Below are 16713 nucleotides of genomic sequence, written 5' to 3' on the forward strand. Positions count from 1 at the left end.
ACGAGCCAGCCGGGAACGACGGGCCAGCCGGGAACGACGGGCCCGAGGCCGACGAGCCAGCCGTCCGGCGCGCGCTCGACGGTGCCGAGGATGTCGCCCCGGCGCCCCGGCCGCAGTCCGGCCCGACCGATCACCCGCCCGGCGTTCACCCGCTCGTCGCCCCTGGCGGGCCGACGCCGGGGATCGAACCGCAGCTCTCGGGCCGGCGTCGGCGTTGGCGGCTCTGGACCGTGCTGGGGCTGGTCCTCGTGCTGGTGGCGTGCGGCGTTCCCGGCGTACTCCTGCTCGGGCTGGTGCGCGACGCGGCCGGACGGCCGGCGGCGGGCCGGGACGACCGCGGCACGGCGGCCGAGCGGCGCCTCGGCGAGCGGATGGCGGCCCAGCTCGACCGGCAGGCCGCCGCCCTGCTCAACGGTGACCGGGCCGGCTTCCTCGCCGTCGCCGAGCCCGCCGCCCGACCCGCGCTCACCCGGCGGTACGCCGCGCTGCGCGCGCTCCGGGTCACCGCCTGGCGACCGGCGGCGGACGGGGTGCCGGCGGCGGTCGACCGGCGGCCGGGGGAGTGGCGGCTGACGGTGACGGTCGGCTACTGCTTTGTGGTGCCGGGCTGCGCACCGAGCAGCGTCGAGCTGGGCACCCGGTGGCGGGTGGTGGGGGACGCCGAACCCCGGCTGACCGCGGTCGAGGAGTCCCGGGCGACGCCGGCCGGCGCGCGGCCCTGGGAGGTCAGCGACCTGGCCGTGGCGGTCGGGAAGCGGGCCGTGGTCGCCACCACGCCGGCGCTGCGGGCCAAGCTGCCCGGCCTGCTCGCCCAGGCCGAGGCCGCCGCCCGGGTCGCCGACGGGTACGCGGTGGCCGGCCCGCCGCCGGACCGCTACCTCGTCTACTACGCCGGCCGTGCCGAGTGGCAGCGCTGGTACGGCGGTGGCCGGCCGAAGTGGACCGCCGGGTACGCGGTCGGCGTCGGCGGCGGGCGCCACGACATCGTGCTCAACGCGCAGAGCCTGACGCCGACCGGCGTCGACGACCTGCTCCGGCATGAGCTGACCCACGCCGCGTCGCTGCCCGACGGGGGCTATGCGGACCGGTCGAGCTGGTGGCTGGTGGAGGGGTTGGCCGAGTACGCGGGCGCGGACGGCCAGCCGGTGGACCGCTACGAGGGCCTGGCCGAGGTGCGCAAGCTCGTCCGCGGCGGGTGGAACGGCCGGCTCGACGCGCTGGCGCCGGCCGACGACGCGGCGGACGACCGGGTCGGCGGCGCCTACGGCATCGGTTACCTGGCGGTGCGTCACCTGGTCGACCGGTACGGCGAGCAGCGGGTGCTGGACTTCTTCCGGGCCGTGGTGCACGAACGCCGGTCGATGGCCGAGGCCGCCGACGAGGTGTTCGGCGAGCCCTGGTCGGGGCTGCACGACGACTGCGTCGCCTACCTCCGGGCGGTCGCCGGCTGAGGCGTCGATGCTGGTCGACGGGTCGTAGCATGGGCCGGGTGGCCCGCACCCCCTCGCCGCGGCTGCCCGCGGCCCGCCGCCTCCGCCTCCACACCGCCCTCCTCGCCGTCGTCGCGCTGACCGGCGCCACCGCCGCCTCGTGCGGCGACGATCCGGCCACCGTCAGCGTGGCCCAGGTGGGCCGCTCCCCGGTGACCGAGGTGATCGACGCGCCGGCCACGGTGACCGCCCGCGCCGCCGCCACCCTCACCGCCCCCGCCGAGGGCACCGTGGTCAGCCTGCGCGTTCAGCCCGGACAGCGGGTCGCCCGGGGGCAGGTGCTCGCCGTGATCGACTCGCCGTCCGCGCGGGACCGGTTGACGCAGGCCCGGGCGGCGCTGCGCGCGGCGAAGCGGGCCGGCCGGGGCGTCGGCGTCGGCGACCTGGGCGGCCGCCGGCGGGACACCGACCAGGCCGCGACCGAGGCGTTCGCCGCAGCCCGCAAGGCGGCCGGGAAGATCGGCGACCCGCAGTTGCGGTCCGCGCTGCTGCTCCAGGTCGAGTCGGCGCAGCAGCAGTACGCGTCGGCCGCCCGCGCCGCCGATCGGGCGGTCAGTGCCGTGCAGCGCGGGGTAACCGGGCTGAACAGCGCCGTCGGCGCACTGTCGACCGCACAGCGCCTCCAGGCCCAGCAGGCGTACGACCTGGCCAAGGCGACGGTCGACGCGCTGACCCTGCGCGCCCCGATCGCCGGGGTGGTGCAGCCGGGCGGTACCCGGGCGGCCACCCCGACCGACCTCACCGGACTGCTCGGCGCGGCCGGGGGCGCGGTGCCCGGCCTCGACCCGTCGGCCCTCGGGGCGGCCGGGCAGGGCGGCCCGCCGGCGGGGGTGGACGACGCGGTGCCGGCCGGTGGCCGGGTCACCGCGGGCACGCCGGTGCTGACCGTGGTGGACACCGGGCAGCTCGGCCTGCTCGCCGAGGTTGACGAGACCGACGTGCTGCTGGTCCGGGCCGGGCTGACCGCCACGGTTGAGCTGGACGCGGTGACCGGCGCGACGTACGACGCCACGGTCCGCTCGGTGGACGTGCTGCCGACCAGCTCGGCCCGGGGCGGGGTCACCTACCGGGTCCGGCTCGGCCTCGGCGCCGGGCGGCTCGGCGAGGGGGAGGCCGCCCCGACGCCGCGCCCCGGCATGAACGCCGTGGTCCACCTCCGGGTCCGCGAGGCGGCCGACGCGGTGGCCGTACCCGCCTCGGCGGTCTTCTCCGCCGACGGGCGGGACGCGGTCTGGCTGCTGCAGGACGGGAAGGCCGACCGGGTGCCGGTGACCGTGGGCGTGCAGGGGCAGGACCTGGTGCAGATCGTCAGCGGGGTACGGGCCGGCGACCGGATCGTGGTGCGCGGCGCCGACCAGGTCCACGACGGCCAGGAACTGCCGTGAGCGTCGCCGCGATCGAGGCGGTCGACGTGTCCCGCACGTACGAGCTGGACGGGGTCTCGGTGCCCGCGCTGCGCGGCGTGTCGCTCACCATCGAGCAGGGCGAGTACGTGGCGGTGATCGGGCCCTCCGGCTCGGGCAAGTCCACGCTGATGCACCTGCTCGGCGGGCTGGATCGGCCGACCGGCGGCCGGCTGGTGATCGGTGGCCGGGACGTGACCACCCTGACCGCGCCGGAGCTGGCGACGCTGCGCAACGAGACCATCGGCTTCGTCTTCCAGGCGTTCCACTTGCTGCCCCGGACGTCCGCGGTGGACAACGTGGCGCTGCCCCTGGTCTACCGGGGCCTCGGGGCGCGACAGCGGCGGGAACGCGCGGCGGCGATGCTCGGCCGGGTCGGGCTGGGGCACCGGCTGGGCCACCGCCCCAACCAGCTCTCCGGCGGCGAGCAGCAGCGGGTGGCGATCGCCCGGGCCCTGGTCACCGACCCGGCGGTGCTGCTCGCCGACGAGCCCACCGGCAACCTGGACAGCGCCACCGGCGAGGCGGTGCTGGAGCTGCTGGAACAGTTGAACGCCGAGTCCGGGGTGGCGCTGGTGATGGTGACCCACGACCCGGAGGTGGCAGCCCGGGCCCGCCGGCGGATCGCGGTCCGGGACGGGCTGATCCGGTCTGACACCGTTCATGATCGACCGCTGTCGGGCGGCGACGGTCGACCTGAGACACTGGACGCCGCTCCCAGCGCGGAGCCCCGGTCCGCGTCCGGAAGCGGCCCGGGGCACCCGTCCGGTGGCTCCGGTGGCGCCACCGGAGCCACCGGACGCCTTCCGCGCAACGGCGGGCCGGCCGCGGCCGGGGGTGCCCGGTGAGGCTGGCCGAGGCCTGGCGGGTCGCGTTGGACGCGCTGCGGGCCAACCGGATGCGCAGCGCGCTGACCATGCTCGGGGTGATCATCGGGGTCGCCTCGGTGGTGCTGCTGGTGGCCATCGGCACCGGCACCAAGCAGAAGGTCGAACAGCAGGTGGAGGGCCTCGGCTCGAACCTGCTCCTGGTGGTGCCCGGCAAGCTCGACGTCGGCACCGCCCCGGTGGTCTCGCCGCTGGACCTCAAGGACGTGGACGCCGTCTCCCGGGTGGTCGGTGACCCCGGCCGGGTGGCCGTCACGATCGCCTCCGGCGCGACCGCGCGGGCCGGGACCCGGTCCGACTTCACCACCGTCCAGGGCGTGCTGGAGACCACCCCGACGGTCTTCACCCGCTCGCTGGCCCGGGGCCGCTACCTGAGCGGGGCCGACGTGGACACCAGCCGCCGGGTGGCGGTGCTCGGCGCGTCCGTGGCCCGGGCGCTCTTTCCCGACCGGGACCCGCTCGGCCAGCAGGTCACCCTGGCCGGGGTCCGGTTCCGGGTGATCGGCGTCTTCACCCCGCTCGGGCAGAGCCTCGGCGTGGACCGGGACGACGAGGTGCACATCCCGGTGACCGCCGCGCAGCGGCTCTGGGGGACCCAGCGGATCGACGGCATCGCGGTGAAGGCGCCCGACCGGGAGCGGATCGACCAGCTCGGCGAGCGGATCGTCGCCGAACTGGCTCGCCGGCACCCGGACACCGAGTTCAGCGCGGTCACCCAGCAGCAGATCCTCGGCGTGCTCGGCGACATCCTCGGCGTGCTCACCGGGGTGCTGGCCGCCATCGCCGGCATCTCGCTGCTGGTCGGCGGTGTCGGCGTCTCCAACATCATGCTGGTCTCGGTACGCGAACGGACCCGCGAGATCGGCCTGCGCAAGGCGGTCGGCGCGCGGCCCCGGGACATCGGCGTGCAGTTCCTGCTGGAGGCGGTGCTGCTCACCTCGATCGGCGGGCTGACCGGGATGGCGCTCGGGGTGGGCACCGCGCTGCTGGTCGACGCGGTCTCGCCGATCCCGGCGGCGATCACCTGGTGGTCCCTGGCGCTCGCCTTCGGCGTCTCGGCGGCCGTCGGCATCGTCTTCGGGGTGGTGCCCGCCCAGCGCGCCGGCCGGCTCGACCCCGTGGTGGCGCTGCGCGCCGAGTGACGTCCCGGAAACCAAGGCGGGCTCCCGGGATCGGGACAGGCCACCCGTCCGGGCGAAAAACACCAGCTCAACACGGGGTGACCAGGAGCCCATCCATGATCAAACGAAGGAAGGGATCGCGCCGGTCACAGCCGCCCCGCTACCGTACTGGTAACACGCGCGTCGCTCGTCGTGGCGGGAAACAACCTGCTCGGCGGCACGCGCCGGGCATGGGAATGGGTCGGTGAGCCATGGCCGGGTCGCAGTCCGACGCTCGACTGTCGGATGTCAGGTTCCTGACCGTCGCCGAGGTGGCGACGGTCATGCGGGTGTCCAAGATGACGGTCTACCGTCTCGTGCACAGCGGTGAGCTGACCGCGGTGCGGGTCGGTCGGTCGTTCCGGGTGCCCGAGCACGCCGTGCACGAATACCTCCGGGGCGCGTTCCAGGAAACCGCCTGACACGTCGCCGGCCAGGCCGGCGAGTGCGACGTAACGGGCATCGACGGGGGCGCGTTGGTCCTGCTGATGCACTCCGGCTACCCTGGACCCCGACCGTGACCGCACCCTGGTGTGCCCTGCCCACCACGCGGGTCCGGTCCGTTGTCCGCAAGCGGTCACGACACCACCCCCCGTGGTGTCTCCCGGTCCGCCCCGCACGTTGCATCGAAAGGCTGTCGTATGGGCTCGGTGGTCAAGAAGCGCCGCAAGCGCATGGCTAAGAAGAAGCACCGCAAGCTGCTGCGCAAGACCCGCGTCCAGCGTCGCCGTCTCGGCAAGTGACCGGGGCCGGGCTGCGGCCCGGCACCCGGCACCACTTGCCAACTGTCGACCCTCGGAGGCTCAGTTGATCAGGCCGTGGACGTCCCGGCTCGATCCCGCCTGCCGGACAAGGCGCACGACATGACCCCCGGTGGCACCTCAGGTGCTCCGGGGGTCGTCGTCGTGACCGGGGTCGGTCGCTATCTCGGCGCGCACGTCGCCGCCCGGCTCGCCGCCGACCCGCGCATCGAACGCGTCATCGGCGTCGACCCGGCCACGCCGAGCCCCGAGCTCACCGACCTGCTCGCCGGGGTCGAGCGGGTCCGGCTCGACCTCGACTCGCTCGGCGGCCTCCTGGTCGACCTCGACGTCGACGCCGTGGTGCACCTGGCGCTGGTCACCGCCCCCGACCCCCAGCAGGGCGGCCGGGCGGCGATGAAGGAACAGAACGTCATCGGCACCATGCAGCTCCTCGCCGCCTGCCAGCGGGCGCCCCGGCTACGCAAGCTGGTGGTCCGCTCGTCGACCGCCGCCTACGGGGTGTCGTTCCGGGATCCGGCCGTCTTCACCGAGGAGACCGAGCCACGCGAGGTGCCGCGCGGCGGTTTCGGCCGCGACATCCTCGACATCGAGGGGTACGTCCGCGGCTTCCGTCGCCGCCGGCCCGACGTCACCGCGACCGTGCTGCGCTTCGCGCCGTTCATCGGCTCGACCGCCGACACCACGCTCACCCGATACTTCGCCCAGCCCGTGGTGCCCACCGTCTTCGGCCGCGACCCGCGGCTGCAGTTCGTCCACTTCGACGACGCCCTGGAGGTGCTGCACCGGTCGGTCGCCGAGGAGCACGCCGGGACGTACAACGTCGCCGGGCCGGGCGTGCTCTCGCTGTCGCAGGCGATCCGCCGGGCCGGCCGGGTGGCCGTGCCGGTGCTGGAGCCGGGCCTCGCCGGGTTCGCCGCGATCGCCCGCAGCCTCGGCTTCGGCCGCTACGGACTGGACCAGGTCGACCTCTTCGTGCACGGTCGGGTGGTGGACACCACCAGACTGGAGCGCGAGTACGGCTTCACACCCCGCACCACCGCGGCCGCCTTCGACGACTTCATCCGCGCCCACCACGGCGGCGTGGTGGTGACCCGGGACCAGCTCGCCGCGGCCGAGCAGTTGGTGCTGGAGGGCATCCGGCAGGTCCGGTCGGCCGTGCGGGAGCGCTCGTGAGCGCGGCGGAGGAGCGGGGCGAGGCGCGGTACGACGTACCGCTGACCGTGCCCGGGCCGGACGCGGAGCCGGCGCGGCGCAACGGGCACCGGCGGGCCACGGCGGCCGCCGCCGAGCCGACGATGAAGGCGGCGTCGGCCCCCGCGGACGAGCCGGACACCTCCACCGACGAGCCGGCGCCGACCCCGAGGACGGGCGCGCCGGGCGAGGCCGCCCCGAAGAAGACCATGGCCAAGAAGGCGGTTGCGAAGAAGGCCGTCGCCAAGAAGGCCGTTGCCAAGAAGCCGACGGGCGAGCCGGTCGGGGCGCAGGACCGGCCGGGCGACGTGACCCCGCCCGGGCCGGCGGTGGCGGACCGGCCGGGGGACCACTGGGACCGGAAGGTCGCCAAGGGGCTGGCCTTCCTGCGGCGACGGCTCGCCGGCGACTACGAGGTGGACGAGTTCGGCTTCGACCCTGACCTCACCGACGCCGTCTTCCACCCGCTGGTCCGGCTGCTCTACCGGGACTGGTTCCGCACCGAGGTCGGTGGCGTCGAGCACGTTCCCGCCGAGGGGGCCGGCCTGGTGGTCGGCAACCACTCCGGCACGGTGGCGCTGGACGCGCTGGTGCTCGCCACCGCGCTGCACGACCGGCACCCGGCGCGCCGCTACCTGCGGCTGCTCGGCGCCGACCTGGTCTTCCGGATGCCGGTGGTCTCCGAGATCGCCCGTAAGACCGGCGGCACGGTGGCCTGCAACCCGGACGCGGAACGGCTGCTCGGCAACGGCGAGCTGGTCGGTGTCTTCCCGGAGGGCTTCAAGGGGGTCGGCAAGCTCTACGCCGACCGCTACAAGCTCCAGCGCTTCGGGCGGGGCGGGTTCGTCTCGGCGGCGCTGCGGACCGGCACGCCGATCGTGCCGGTGGCGATCGTCGGCGGCGAGGAGATCTATCCGATGCTCGCCGACATCAAGCCGCTGGCCCGGCTGCTCAAGCTGCCATACTTCCCGGTCACGCCGACCTTCCCCTGGCTGGGGCCGCTGGGCATGGTGCCGCTGCCGAGCAAGTGGCTGATCGAGTTCTGCCCGCCGATCCCGACCGCGCACCTGCGCGACTCGGCCGACGATCCGCTGGTCGTGTTCAACCTCGCCGACCAGGTGCGGGAGACCATCCAGCAGACCCTGCACCGGCTGCTCGAACGCCGCCCGGACCCGTTCGGCCCCTGACCGACCGGCTGCGGCCCGGGGTCAGTCGACGCGCTGGCGGCGGCGGTGCAGGGCCAGCCCGGCGGTGACCGCGCCGGCGACCAGCCCGGCGGCGGCCGTGGACGGCACGGCGATCTTCACGGCCCGCCGGCCGGTGCGGAAGTCGCGGACGTCCCAGCCCCGCTCGCGGGCCCGCCGGAGCAGCGCGGGATCCGGGTTGACCGCCACCGGGCGCCCCACCGTGGAGAGCATCGGCAGGTCGTTGGCGGAGTCGCTGTACGCCGCGCAGCGGCCCAGCTCCAGCCCCTCGACCGCGGCGAGCTGGGTGATGGCCTCGGCCTTGGCCGGCCCGTGCATGAGGTCGCCGACCAGCCGGCCGGTGTACGCCCCGTCGACCACCTCGGCGACCGTGCCGATCGCCCCGGTCAGGCCGAGCCGGGTCGCGATCACCCGCCCGATCTCCACCGGGGCGGCGCTGACCAGCCAGACCCGCTCGCCCGCGTCGAGGTGGCGCTGGGCCAGCTTGCGGGTGCCGGCCCAGATGCGCGGTGCCATCAGCTCGTCGAAGATCTCCTCGGCGAGGCGCTCCACGTCGTCCACCCGCCAGCCTTCGATGAAGGCGAGCGCCGCCTCCTTGGCCTGCGACATGTCCCCGGCGTGCTCGGTGGCGAGCAGCCGGAACTTCGCCTGCTGCCAGGCGAACCGGGCCAGGTCGCCGGTGGTGAAGTACTTCCGGGCGGCCAGCCCGCGGGCGAACCAGTAGATCGACGCGCCCTGCATCATCGTGTTGTCCACGTCGAAGAAGGCGGCGGCCGTCGGGTCGGGGGTGACGGTGGCCGGGGGTGCCTCCGGGGTCTCGGACCAGCCGGCGGTGTGCCCGTGGACGTCGGTGCTGACGGTCACCTTCCGGCTCCCGGTCACGACGTCCTCCCCTCGACGACCCCACGTACGCCCATCCGAGCCTATCCGGCGGGATGTGACGGACGGGTGTCCGGCGGGAGAAGTGTGGCGTGGACGGCTGTCCGCGCGGCTCAGCGGTCGGCGGGGCAGGTGGTCGGGGCGGGCCCGAGCGCGTCGCTGGCCTCCGGGGCCGGCAGCCCGCAGGCGATCGCCTCGCGGAGCGCGTCGGCACGCCGGCCGGCCGCGTCGAGCAGGGCGAGCGAGTGGCGGGTGCGGTCCCGGTCGGCCTGGTCCGACCGGTCGAGCAGCCCGCTGACCGCCCGGCGCTGGCCGCCGAGGAACGTGTCGAGGGCGTCCAGCGCCGCCGGGTCGGAGCGCTGCGCGCCCACCGTGGTCAGCAGGCGTACGCCCTGCCGGGTGTCGGCGTCCATGTCGTCCAGCACGGCGCTGAAGCCGAGCCGGTCGTGGCGGACCGTGGCGGCCTCGTCGAGCCGGGTGCGGGCGAAGTCGAGGAAGAGCTGGCCCCGGCTGATGTCGGAACTGGCCAGGGCGAGCTGGGCGCGCTCGGTCGAGCGCTTCATGCCGTAGAGGGCGTCGCCGGGCAGCGCGTTCTCGCTGGCGGCGGAGATGCCGGAGAGCGCGATCGCCCCGGCGGCCACGCCGACCAGGATCGCGCCGCGGGCCCGGGCCCGTCGCCCGGTCATCGCCGGCAGCAGCGAGCCGCGTATGCCGCTGGCGGCGCCGGCCTTCGCCCGGGCGGGAACGCCCTCGCGCTCGGCGGTGGCGACGAGCATCGCCCGCAGCCCGGTACGGAATTCCGCGTCCACCTCGGCGTCCGGCCGCTCGGCGGTGAGCCGCCGGCTCACCGCGACGAGCGCGGTGAGTTCGTCGTCGGCCCGGGAACGGACGTGGTGCCGCCGGCCGCCGTTGGCCTCGTCGAGGAGCTGCGCGAAGCGCTCGGCACGCCGACGGGAGAAGAGGTCGCTGTCCACCGCAGGCACCCCCTCTCGCTGGTCACGGCCGCTCTGGCCGTCGTCGTCACCAGCGACCGGTGGCAGCGTGCGGCCGACGGTCGACCGGGACGGCCGACCTGACCCACCGGACCGGATGGCCCGGGGGACGCCGGGACAACCACTGGTCGCACCCGGAGAAACGGTCCGCGCCGGTCGCCGGTTACGGGCCGGTCGGTGACGAAATCACCAAGAGTGATCGCGGTCGCGAGGTGCGGAGGGCGCGCGTGGTCGCGCCCGGTGGGGTCGCCGGGCGGGTGGAAGCGGGTCGGGTCAGGGCTGGAAGCCGTCGGGCAGCAGCCGGGCCAGGGCCCGGACCGCCCGGTACTGCAACGCCTTGATGGCGCCCTCGTTCTTGCCCATGGCGCGGGCCGTCTCGGCCACCGAGAAGCCTTGGAGGAAGCGGAGCACGATGCACTCCTGCTGCTCCGGGTTGAGCTGCTTGACGGCGGTGAGCAGGGCGACGTTGGTGATGTGCTCGACCACCGCCGCCTCCGGGCTGCCCTCGGGTCCCCGGTCCTCCCGGTCGGCGTCGAGCACGTCGCCGGTGGTCACCTCCAGCCGGTAGCGGCCGGACTTGAAGTGGTCGGCGACCAGGTTGCGGGCGATGGTGACCAGCCAGGCGCCGAGGTCGCGCCCCTGCCAGGTGAAGCTGCCGATCCGCTTGAGCGCCCGGAGGAACGTGTCCGAGGTGAGGTCTTCGGCGAGCTGGCGGTTGCCGACCCGGAAGTAGACGAACCGGAAGACGGTGTCGACGTACCGGTCGTAGATCAGGCCGAACGCCTCGGCCTCGCCGGCCTGCGCCCGCTCGACCAGCGCCCAGACCTCGGTGGCCGGGTCGGACGGGTCGGGGCGGCTCGGGTAGCCGGTGGCCGGGGCGGCGGTCGCCGGGACGGCCGGCAGCACCGCCGTGTCGGCGGCGGTCACGGCGGGCAGGACGGCGGTCTCGGCGGCCGAGGGCTCGCTGTTGGCCCCGGCCTCACCGCGCCGGCCCTGGGCCGGCATGGCCGGCCGGGACGGGGCGCCGAGCCGGCCGGCGGCGGGTTTCGCGTTGCCGCCGGGCACCGTCGGGCGCGGTGGCGCCTCGTTGTGGTGCGTGCGGTTGCGGATCCGCCGCCCCTCGCCGCGCACCGCGAGACCGCGGGTCCCGTCGGCGGCGGTCCGTGGAGCGGGCTCCAGGCGCTCGTTGACGGGTGTTCGCTGGGTCGGGCCGGTCACCCCGGCCGGCCGGTCCGCGTAACCGAAGGTGGTCACCGCACCTCCCCGGGCGCGGCCGTTCCGGGACGTGCCGACGGGCGGCAGGTCTCCTTGAGGTGCTGGTCCAATGCGCTCACAGGCACGGGGGCCTCCTCGGGCTGAGGGGTGTCGACTCACGGCAAACGGGGTGAGCCGACCCGAGTGATGATAGGGCCAACGTCACCCGCGCGTGGCAAGTCCGTTACACAGAGCGGAAGTATTTCCGGTCGCGTCGCACAAATGGCGGACGCCTTGTCCGTCGTGTGCGGTTGACTTTCACGCCGGTAGCTGGTCCGGAGTGGAAAGTCCTGGTCGGAGCCAATTTTGTTGCGCCCTCGGCGTGTCGCGGCAGCGGCCCGGCCGGGTCGGTTCCGGCTGCCCGGACGACCCCGTCGGCCGACCGGCGGAGAGCCCCGTCCCACATTCGGGAATCCCGGCTGCCGGGGTGGACAGTCCCGTGGAGGGGACGCGTCCGGCGTGTCCGGTGGCGCGTCGGCGTCCGCCACGCGTCGCGGCCCGGTGTTCGGGCGTGGCCGGGCGGACGCGGCTGTGCCAGACTCAGCCACCGTGCAGGACGCAGCCGACAGTTCAGCGCCGAACCTCGCCGACCGGCTCCGCCGGGCGGCCGCCGTCCACGCTGACCGTCCCGCGCTGCACTGGCGCGACCGGACGCTGACCTGGTCGGCTCTGGACGCCTCGGTCACCGCGACCGCCCGCGCGCTGGCCGCGACCGCGCCACCGTCCGCACCCGACGGCCATCCGCCCCGGGTGGCGATCGCCTTCGGCAACACCCCGAACTTCGTGGTCACCTACCTGGCCGTGCTCCGGGCCGGCCTGGTGGCGGTGCCGGTCAACCCGGGCTTCACCGCCCGGGAGCTGCGGCACCTGCTCGCCGACTCCGGGGCCGCCGTGCTGGTCGGCGCGGCGGAGGTGACCCGCCGGGTGTCCGCCGACGAACTGCCCGCGCTCACCGCGGTGCACACCGCCCCGCCGGTCACCGACGGTGACGAGGCGACCGGCTTCCCGGTCCGGGGCGGGGACGAACTCGCCGTCCTGCTCTACACCTCGGGCACCGAGGGCCGGCCCAAGGGCGCCATGCTGTCGCACCGGGCCCTGGCCGCCAACCACGCCCAGGTCGACCGGATCGACCCGCCGGTGGTCGGCCCCGACGACACCGTGCTGCTCGCCCTGCCGCTCTTCCACGCGTACGGGTTGAACTCCGGGCTCGGGGCCGTGGTGCACCACGGCGCGACCGGGGTGCTGGTCGACGAGCCCGGCCCGGCCGGGGCGCTCGACGAGATCGCCCGGCACCGGGTCAGCGTGCTGGTCGGCGTACCGTCGATGTTCCTGGCCTGGGCCGACGCGGCGGGCGACCCGGCCGCGGCGCTGGCCTCGGTGCGGGTCGCGGTGTGCGGCGCGGCGCCGCTGCCGTCGGCCGCCGGAGCGCGCTTCACCGAGGTGACCGGGCACTCCGTGCACGTCGGGTACGGGCTCACCGAGACCGCCCCGGTGCTCACTTCCACGCTGGTCGGCGGCGAGCCGAAGCCGGGCTCCATCGGCCGCCCGCTGCCCGGCGTCGAGCTGCGGCTGGTCGGGTCCGACGGCACGGAGCTGTGGCGCGACGGGGTGCCGGCGGCCGAGGAGGACGCCGACGAGCTGGACCTCTCCGACGACCCGACGGGCACCGACCCGGGGCAGATAGTGGTGCGCGGCGACAACCTGTTCGACGGCTACTGGCCGGACGGGCGCGGCGGCCCCGACGCGGACGGCTGGTGGCCCACCGGCGACGTGGCGTACGCGGACGAGGACGGCGACCTCTTCCTGGTCGACCGGCTCGGCGAGCTGATCCTGGTCAACGGCTTCAACGTCTACCCGCACGAGGTGGAGCTGGTGCTCCAGGCGCACCCCGGGGTGGCCGAGTCGGCCGTCCTGGGGGTGCCGCACCCGCGGACCGGGGAGACTGTCCGGGCGTACGTGGTGCGGGCGGCCGGCTCGACGGTGACGACGGAGGAGCTGCTCGCCCACTGCGCGCGTAACCTGGCCCGGTTCAAGTGCCCGACCGCCGTCGAGTTCGTCGAACGCCTGCCCCACTCGGCGATCGGCAAGGTACGCAAGACCGAGCTCCGCCCGGCGGTGCCCCCGGTGCCCGCGCCGGCGCCGCCGACCGAGATCCGCACGGAGGTATCCGATGTCCAGTGACGCCCGGCTCGCCCTGATCACCCGGCCCGACTGCCACCTCTGCGAGGACGCGAAGGCGGCGCTCGACCGGGTGGTGGCGGTCACCGGGGACCGCTGGATCGAGAAGGACGTGACCGGCGACATCGAGCTGGAGCGCGAGTACGGCGACCGGCTGCCCGTGGTGCTGCTCGACGGCAAGGAGCACGGCTACTGGCGGGTCGAGGAGGATCGGCTGCTGCGGGACCTGACCACCCCGCAGCTCTGAGCCGCCCCTTACAGTGCAGCGATGACCGCTGTGCGCCGCCACCTGGTGTGGGACTGGAACGGAACCCTCCTCGACGACCTCGACCTGGTGGTGCGGGCCACCAACGTCGCCTTCGCCAGCGCCGGCGGTCCGGTGGTCACGACCGACGAGCACCGGGTCCGGTTCCGCCGCCCGATCGCCGACTACTACGCCGAGATGCTCGGCCGGGCGATCGACGACGAGGCGTTCGGCCGGCTCGACCGGATCTTCCACGAGGCGTACCGGGCCGGATTGACGAGCTGCGCGCTGGCCGCCGACGCCACGGCCGCGATCGCCGCCTGGCCGGGCAGCCAGTCGCTGCTGTCCATGTGGTTCCACGACGAACTGGTGCCCACGGTGCACACCTACGGGCTGACGCCGCACTTCACCAGGGTGGACGGGCTGCGCGCGGCGGTCGGCGGCGGGCCGAAGGCGGAGTGGCTGGCGAAGCACCTGGCCGAGCTGGGCCTCGACGGCCGGCAGGTGGTGCTCATCGGCGACTCGCTCGATGACGCCGACGCCGCGCTCTCCGTCGGCGCCCGCTGCGTCCTCTACACCGGCGGCCTCTCCGACCCCGCCCGCCTGCGCACCTCCGGCCACCCGGTGGCCGACACCCTCACCGAGGCGGTCACCCTCGCCCAGGCGCGGTGATCGACTAGTGCCTGCCGGCCAGCGCGAGGCCGCGGCCTCAGGCGCGGAGGTGGGTGAGGACGGCGAGGACCCGGCGGTGGTGGTTGGTGGCGTCGGGGGGCAGGTCCAGCTTGGTGAAGATGTTCCGGACGTGCTTCTCGACGGCGCCGTCGCTGACCACCAGGGCGCGGGCGATGGCGGTGTTCGAGCGGCCCTCGGCCATCAGGGCGAGCACCTCGCGTTCGCGCGGGGTCAGCTCGGCCAGCGGGTCGTTCCGGCGGCGCCGGACCAGGAGCTGGCTGATCACCTCCGGGTCCAGCACCGTGCCGCCGGCGGCCACCCGGGCCAGCGCGTCCAGGAACTCGTCGATCGCGGCCACCCGGTCCTTGAGCAGGTAGCCGATCCCGCCCCCGCCGGCCCCGCCGCCGGTGGTGGCGAGCAGGTCGTCGGCGTACGACACCTCGACGTACTGGGAAAGCACCAGGACCGGCGTACGCGGCACCCGCCGCCGGGCCTCCACGGCCGCCCGGAGCCCCTCGTCGGTGTGCGACGGCGGCATCCGCACGTCCACCACCGAGACGTCCGGCCGGTGCGCCACCACCGCCTCGACCAGGGCGTCCCCGTCACCGACGGCGGCCACCACCTCGTGCCCCGACTCGGTCAGCAGCCGCACCAGCCCCTCCCGGAGCAGTACGGCGTCGTCCGCGATCACCACCCGCATGGGTCCGGTGTCTACCACGTCCTGGACCCACTGAGGGGACGTCACCGGGGAAGTTCCGCGTGGATCCGGGTCGGCCCGCCGGTCGGGCTGGCCACCTCCAGGGTCCCGCCAGCGGCCCGGACCCGGTCGGCGATGCCGCTCAGCCCGTGCCCCTTGGCCAGGTGGGCGCCGCCGATCCCGTCGTCTGCGACGGTGATCTCCAGCCGGCCGACCTTCCGGGTCACCTCGACCCGGCAGGCGGCGGCCCGGCTGTGCTTGGCCACGTTGGTCAGCGCCTCGGCCACCACGAAGTAGGCGGTGCTCTCCAGCCCTGGGTCCAGCCGCCCGGCGGCGGTGCCCAGCTCGTCGTCGATCACCAGCTCGGTGGGGACCAGGGCGCGGGCGGCCAGCGCGGCCAGCGCGCTGGGCAGGCCCCGGTCGACCAGGATCGGCGGGGCGATGCCCCTGGACAGGGCGCGCAGCTCGTCGAGGGTGTCCCGGGTCTGGCTGACCGCCTCGTCCAGGGTCCGGCGGGCCGCCTCCGGGTCGGCGGCGAGCTGCTGGCGGGCCCGGCTGAGGTCCATGGCGAGGCGGACCAGGCGCTGCTGGGGGCCGTCGTGGATGTCCCGCTCCAGCCGGCGCAGGGCGGACGCCTCGGCGGACGCGGCGGCCCGCTTCTGCTCCTCCAGCGTGGTGATCCGCTGCCGCATCTCGGCCACCCCGGTGAGCAGCGAGTACGCCAGGGCGGCCTGGATCCGGGCACACGCCCGGGCCACCAGGGGCAGGGTGAACAGGGCGAACACGCCGATCGCGGTGTTCAGGGCGACCCGCGCCCCGGCCCCGTCGCCCATCCCGAGCAGCTGGCTCAGGTCCTGGTCGTTGGGGCCGCGCGGGATGGCCCAGTCGTACGCGCCGTACAGCGTCCCGGTGAGGGCCAGCGCCCACCAGACCAGCACCACCACGAAGGTGGGCAGGGTCACCAGCAGCCGGACGAAGGCGTGCAGCAGGTCGAGCCAGGACTGCGGGTCGCGCATCGGGGTCAGGACCCGCCGCCAGAAGCCCGCGCCCCGCTCAGGGGCCAGGTAGACCGGGCGGACCCGGGGCTGGCGCAGCACGGCGGGCAGCCGCAGCCGTTCCAGGTCGGCGAGCCCCCGGGCCGCGTACAGGACGCCGGCGAGGACCGGCAGGCCGAGCGTGGTGACCAGCAACCCGGCGGTGAGCGAGATCCCGGCCACGGCCAGCACGAAGCCGACCAGTGCCAGCGGGAGGCTGAAGAGCACGTAGCCGGAGTCGCGCACGAGTTGGCGGACGAGGCCCCGGACGGGGGTGGTGGGGGTGGGCGCGGCGCCCAGCGGTACGGCGGTCATGCTCCGAGGCTATGGGCCGGGAGCGGCCCGACCCATCCCGTGCGCGGGCCTCTCCGGGGTGGGGTTCTCCCTACCTGCCGGAGTGACTCACGCCTCTTCGCGACGGTGACACAGCGCTACCGGGCGCGCGCGATTGGTCAGAGAAGTCTGGATTGAGCAATAATCGCCACGCGGCGCCGAGGGAGCTCCGTCTATCGATCTTGTTGGAATGGAGGGGCAGGTGAAGGCGCGTCGCGAGCTATCAAGATCGCGATTTGTGCACCTCTTCACAAGCGCCTACTCTGTAGTTCCGACGCGCCCTGCTAGCACAGCCGGCAACATCGGTCGCCAGCGGGAGCCCCGGAACGA

16 protein-coding genes are annotated in these 16713 nt (G+C 75.0%); 11 read left to right on the forward strand and 5 right to left on the reverse strand.

Annotated features, from left to right (window positions below; genetic code table 11):
* The first annotated feature begins 230 nt into the window (after positions 1–230).
* The 8 genes from AB0F68_RS10045 to AB0F68_RS10080 all read left to right on the forward strand — a co-directional run bounded on the left by AB0F68_RS10045 (position 231) and on the right by AB0F68_RS10080 (position 8082).
* Complete coding sequence (locus AB0F68_RS10045; RefSeq protein ID WP_357334766.1) at positions 231–1451, forward strand: hypothetical protein; 1221 nt, start codon at positions 231–233, stop codon at positions 1449–1451.
* A gap of 29 nt (positions 1452–1480) precedes the next feature.
* Positions 1481–2875, forward strand: a complete 1395-nt coding sequence (locus AB0F68_RS10050) for an HlyD family efflux transporter periplasmic adaptor subunit (RefSeq protein WP_357334595.1) — start codon at positions 1481–1483, stop codon at positions 2873–2875.
* Positions 2872–3741: an ABC transporter ATP-binding protein gene (locus AB0F68_RS10055; protein ID WP_357334597.1), complete on the forward strand. Its 870-nt coding sequence runs from the start codon at positions 2872–2874 to the stop codon at positions 3739–3741. The genes AB0F68_RS10050 and AB0F68_RS10055 overlap by 4 nt, the downstream gene beginning before the upstream one ends.
* A complete protein-coding gene (locus AB0F68_RS10060) occupies positions 3738–4922 on the forward strand; it encodes an ABC transporter permease (RefSeq protein ID WP_357334599.1) in 1185 nt (394 codons plus the stop codon). The genes AB0F68_RS10055 and AB0F68_RS10060 overlap by 4 nt, the downstream gene beginning before the upstream one ends.
* 230 nt (positions 4923–5152) lie before the next feature.
* Positions 5153–5362, forward strand: coding sequence for a helix-turn-helix domain-containing protein (locus AB0F68_RS10065; RefSeq protein WP_046564428.1), 210 nt, complete (start codon positions 5153–5155; stop codon positions 5360–5362).
* A 219-nt stretch (positions 5363–5581) separates the two neighbouring features.
* The gene (locus AB0F68_RS10070) at positions 5582–5683 is read left to right on the forward strand and encodes an AURKAIP1/COX24 domain-containing protein (protein ID WP_007465623.1); all 102 of its coding nucleotides are present in this window, start codon (positions 5582–5584) and stop codon (positions 5681–5683) included.
* A 120-nt stretch (positions 5684–5803) separates the two neighbouring features.
* Positions 5804–6877 (forward strand): NAD-dependent epimerase/dehydratase family protein, encoded by a 1074-nt coding sequence (locus tag AB0F68_RS10075; protein ID WP_357334603.1) that lies wholly within the window; start codon positions 5804–5806, stop codon positions 6875–6877.
* 227 nt (positions 6878–7104) lie between these two features.
* Positions 7105–8082: a lysophospholipid acyltransferase family protein gene (locus tag AB0F68_RS10080; RefSeq protein WP_357334769.1), complete on the forward strand. Its 978-nt coding sequence runs from the start codon at positions 7105–7107 to the stop codon at positions 8080–8082.
* A 21-nt stretch (positions 8083–8103) separates the two neighbouring features.
* On the opposite strand, the gene AB0F68_RS10085 is transcribed toward AB0F68_RS10080, so the two are convergent.
* The 3 genes from AB0F68_RS10085 to AB0F68_RS10095 form a co-directional block, all read right to left on the reverse strand.
* Entirely contained in the window at positions 8104–9027 is a 924-nt protein-coding gene (locus tag AB0F68_RS10085) for an HAD-IB family hydrolase (RefSeq protein WP_357334772.1), read from the reverse strand.
* Positions 9028–9092: 65 nt separating this feature from the next.
* Complete coding sequence (locus tag AB0F68_RS10090) at positions 9093–9953, reverse strand: DUF5667 domain-containing protein (RefSeq protein ID WP_357334606.1); 861 nt, start codon at positions 9951–9953, stop codon at positions 9093–9095.
* Positions 9954–10244: 291 nt separating this feature from the next.
* A complete protein-coding gene (locus tag AB0F68_RS10095; RefSeq protein WP_357334608.1) occupies positions 10245–11225 on the reverse strand; it encodes an ECF subfamily RNA polymerase sigma factor, BldN family in 981 nt (326 codons plus the stop codon).
* Between the two features lie 501 nt (positions 11226–11726).
* Between AB0F68_RS10095 and AB0F68_RS10100 the strand changes: the two genes are divergently transcribed.
* From AB0F68_RS10100 to AB0F68_RS10110, 3 genes are read left to right on the forward strand one after another with little or no spacing between them, the layout of a single operon-like run.
* The gene (locus tag AB0F68_RS10100; RefSeq protein WP_357334775.1) at positions 11727–13406 is read left to right on the forward strand and encodes an AMP-binding protein; all 1680 of its coding nucleotides are present in this window, start codon (positions 11727–11729) and stop codon (positions 13404–13406) included.
* Positions 13396–13650 (forward strand): glutaredoxin family protein, encoded by a 255-nt coding sequence (locus tag AB0F68_RS10105; RefSeq protein WP_357334611.1) that lies wholly within the window; start codon positions 13396–13398, stop codon positions 13648–13650. Before AB0F68_RS10100 ends, AB0F68_RS10105 begins: the two co-directional genes overlap by 11 nt.
* A gap of 21 nt (positions 13651–13671) precedes the next feature.
* The gene (locus AB0F68_RS10110) at positions 13672–14319 is read left to right on the forward strand and encodes an HAD hydrolase-like protein (RefSeq protein ID WP_357334613.1); all 648 of its coding nucleotides are present in this window, start codon (positions 13672–13674) and stop codon (positions 14317–14319) included.
* 37 nt (positions 14320–14356) lie between these two features.
* On the opposite strand, the gene AB0F68_RS10115 is transcribed toward AB0F68_RS10110, so the two are convergent.
* Both AB0F68_RS10115 and AB0F68_RS10120 read right to left on the reverse strand, forming a co-directional pair.
* Positions 14357–15019, reverse strand: coding sequence for a response regulator transcription factor (locus AB0F68_RS10115; protein WP_151460855.1), 663 nt, complete (start codon positions 15017–15019; stop codon positions 14357–14359).
* A gap of 41 nt (positions 15020–15060) precedes the next feature.
* Positions 15061–16365 (reverse strand): sensor domain-containing protein, encoded by a 1305-nt coding sequence (locus AB0F68_RS10120; protein WP_357334620.1) that lies wholly within the window; start codon positions 16363–16365, stop codon positions 15061–15063.
* Positions 16366–16713: the final 348 nt, after the last annotated feature.

The sequence above is a fragment of the Micromonospora sp. NPDC023966 genome (assembly GCF_040639095.1).
GTDB lineage: Bacteria > Actinomycetota > Actinomycetes > Mycobacteriales > Micromonosporaceae > Micromonospora.

Coding starts and splice junctions, on each gene's coding strand:
- AB0F68_RS10050 (WP_357334595.1), top strand. CDS start 1,481: ATGGGCCGGGTGGCCCGCACCCCCTCGCCGCGGCTGCCCGCGGCCCGC.
- AB0F68_RS10065 (WP_046564428.1), top strand. CDS start 5,153: ATGGCCGGGTCGCAGTCCGACGCTCGACTGTCGGATGTCAGGTTCCTG.
- AB0F68_RS10070 (WP_007465623.1), top strand. CDS start 5,582: ATGGGCTCGGTGGTCAAGAAGCGCCGCAAGCGCATGGCTAAGAAGAAG.
- AB0F68_RS10075 (WP_357334603.1), top strand. CDS start 5,804: ATGACCCCCGGTGGCACCTCAGGTGCTCCGGGGGTCGTCGTCGTGACC.
- AB0F68_RS10080 (WP_357334769.1), top strand. CDS start 7,105: ATGGCCAAGAAGGCGGTTGCGAAGAAGGCCGTCGCCAAGAAGGCCGTT.
- AB0F68_RS10105 (WP_357334611.1), top strand. CDS start 13,396: ATGTCCAGTGACGCCCGGCTCGCCCTGATCACCCGGCCCGACTGCCAC.
- AB0F68_RS10110 (WP_357334613.1), top strand. CDS start 13,672: ATGACCGCTGTGCGCCGCCACCTGGTGTGGGACTGGAACGGAACCCTC.
- AB0F68_RS10115 (WP_151460855.1), bottom strand. CDS start 15,019: ATGCGGGTGGTGATCGCGGACGACGCCGTACTGCTCCGGGAGGGGCTG.
- AB0F68_RS10120 (WP_357334620.1), bottom strand. CDS start 16,365: ATGACCGCCGTACCGCTGGGCGCCGCGCCCACCCCCACCACCCCCGTC.